General features: G+C 68.8%; 3 protein-coding genes and 1 pseudogene. 1 reads left to right on the plus strand and 3 read right to left on the minus strand.

From position 1 onward, the window contains the following. Nucleotides 1-148: 148 nt before the first annotated feature. Complete coding sequence (locus AB8Z36_RS38375) at nucleotides 149-1,012, minus strand: HD domain-containing protein (RefSeq protein ID WP_369217990.1); 864 nt, start codon at nucleotides 1,010-1,012, stop codon at nucleotides 149-151. 279 nt (nucleotides 1,013-1,291) lie between these two features. Between AB8Z36_RS38375 and AB8Z36_RS38380 the strand changes: the two genes are divergently transcribed. Further along, on the plus strand, nucleotides 1,292-1,528 hold the full coding sequence (locus AB8Z36_RS38380; RefSeq protein WP_369217991.1) for a hypothetical protein: 237 nt from the start codon (nucleotides 1,292-1,294) through the stop codon (nucleotides 1,526-1,528). A gap of 125 nt (nucleotides 1,529-1,653) precedes the next feature. On the opposite strand, the gene AB8Z36_RS38385 is transcribed toward AB8Z36_RS38380, so the two are convergent. Next, nucleotides 1,654-2,034, minus strand: coding sequence for a hypothetical protein (locus AB8Z36_RS38385; RefSeq protein WP_369217992.1), 381 nt, complete (start codon nucleotides 2,032-2,034; stop codon nucleotides 1,654-1,656). Between the two features lie 121 nt (nucleotides 2,035-2,155). Continuing rightward, nucleotides 2,156-2,334: pseudogene (locus tag AB8Z36_RS38390) on the minus strand (VOC family protein); the annotation flags it as partial.

Raw genomic sequence — 2,334 nt, forward strand, 5'->3', positions numbered from 1 at the left:
CAACGTCACGCATGATCATGCTGCCCTTCTGGCGAGATGCGCCCGATCCCACCTCCGCAACCGGCTCACGTCCCGCCTTGGGCCACCCCGGCCAGACCCACTCCCCCAGCGGTTTGTCCCACAGCGGTTTGTCCCCCAGCGGTTTGTCTCACTCCCCGAAGGGCGCGGCAAGCAGAAGGTCCTCCACGGTGGGCACCGGGAAGTCCGGGAGGTGACGGCGGCCGACCTCGGCGAAGGGGTGCATGAGCACCGACATGGGCTTGGTGCGGCACAGCGCGAGCATGTTGTCGACGGCGTCTTGTCTGAACCCCGCCCGGGGGAACGCCGCGAGAATCTCGGCGAGCGCGTCGGACGGGATCTTCTCAAGGTCGTTCCCGGTGAAGTCGAGCCCGGAGCCGATGGCGACGATGCCGATCTCGGGCCGTTTGCGGGTCGCGATGCCGACGTTGGTGTGCAGGGCTATCGCGTCCCACACGACGTCCGCGCGCCCGGCGGGCATGTGCCGTTTCCGCAGGAAGGTGCGGGCCGCGTCGGCGCCGTCGACTTCGAAGCGTTCGTGCGGGGTCTGGTACGCCTTCACCAGCCCGAGGTCATGCAGCAGGGCCGCTACGAAGGCCAGTTCGCGGTCGTAGCGGACGCCGCGCCGGTCGAACATCAGCGAGCCGAACAGATATGTCCGCATGACGTGGTTGAACAGCGTCTCGGAGCAGGCCTCGCGGGCGAACGCTGTCGCGGCGCGGGCCAGTTCCGTATCGGGGACGCGCACCCCGGCCACCACGTTCGGCAAACCGTCACCAGGCTCAGGCGAGGACGAGGGCGAGGGCGAGGATGTGCCCGGCCCTCCCGGCTCCGTCGCCTCGGTGCCGACGGCGTCGGCAACGGCAGCGGCAGCGGAGGTGCTGGACGACGCGACGGCGAAGGCGGCCGCCGCGCCGATGACGGTGAATCCGGCAGCACGCTCCAGCGCCGTACGCCGGGTGAAGTCTGACGTCTCTCTGCCCTTTTCGGACATGCGAATCGGCCTTTCCGTTTGCGGTGGGGTGATGCCAGAAGCGTACGAATGGCGCGCACCGGCCCGACAGTGGCGAAAATGCCGAAGGTCAACGGATTAGTGCCAGGTGGGAGCGGCCGCTCCGGCAGGCGGTGAGTCGCCCGTCGTATGCGCCGCACTGACGACCCATCAGGGCGGGCAGCGGCTGTCCGAGTGAATTGCGGCGGGGCAGGTCTGCCCGCTCGACAAAATGGGAAAAACCAGGACGCATCACACAATCACGGAACGGAAAAGGATCCCATGCGCATTCGTACCGTCCTGGCCGCCACCACCCTTGCCGCCGCAGCCCTGCTGTCCGCCAGCGGCACCGCCCTCGCCGACGACGGCTATGAGGCCGGTTCCTACTACCACAATGTGGGCGGTCCCCTCGGCATCACTGACGCCGGCACGTACCACGACGGCGGCTTCCACGAGCAGTTCGGCCACTACGACGGGGCCGATGAGCACGACGAGCACGATGAGCACGGCGAGGACTGACCGCCAAGCACCACCGCGAAGGGGGCCCGCCACGAGCGGGCCTCCTTCGTGCCGTTTGCCGGAGACGGAGACGGAGACGAGGGTTCGGCGTCGCACACCGGGGTGGCCGGGAGTGCGGTCGCGCGCTACGTCAGGGCGAACGGCACGGTGATGGTGAGGTGTTCGTCGGCGGTCGGCAGCGCGGCGGCGAGAGCGTTCATACGCGTCGCGAGATGACCGATCACCCGGCTGGTCAGGTCCTCGTCCCACCGCGCCGTGCCTTCCGGCGGCAGGCGCATCTCCTTGCTGTCAGGCGGGGTGTCGCCGAGGAAGCGCGCGGTGTCCATGTTGACGACCCAGCAGGCCAGTGCGATCCTCACCTGCCCGGGTGCCGCCCACTGCGCCCGTACGTGGGCGCACATGCTGAAGCCGTCCCCGCCGCATGTGACCGTCGTGGAGAACGGCCTGCCGCGCGGGTAGTGCCGTACCAGCTCAAGAATTGCTGGTTCCACGACTGCTCGCGCCATCGGTTCCGTGTACACCGTCCGCCCCCCTGTCGAGCCCGGTCCTCAGCATCCCAGACAGGGCACGCGACGGACAGATCGGCGCCGTCGCGACCGTTTTGGAGGCAGCCCTCAGAGGCAGCCCTCAACCGATCTGCTCGGCCAGCGCGACGATGATGCCCGCGGGGCCGCGCAGATAGCAGAGCCGGTAGATGTTCTCGTACCGGGCCACCTCGCCGAGGAGTTCCGCGCCGTGGGGTCGCAGACGGGCGATGGTGTCGTCGATGTCGGTGACGGCGAACATGACGCGGTGCTGGCCGAGGG

This window comes from Streptomyces flavofungini, assembly GCF_041028215.1.
GTDB classification, from domain to species: domain Bacteria; phylum Actinomycetota; class Actinomycetes; order Streptomycetales; family Streptomycetaceae; genus Streptomyces; species Streptomyces flavofungini_B.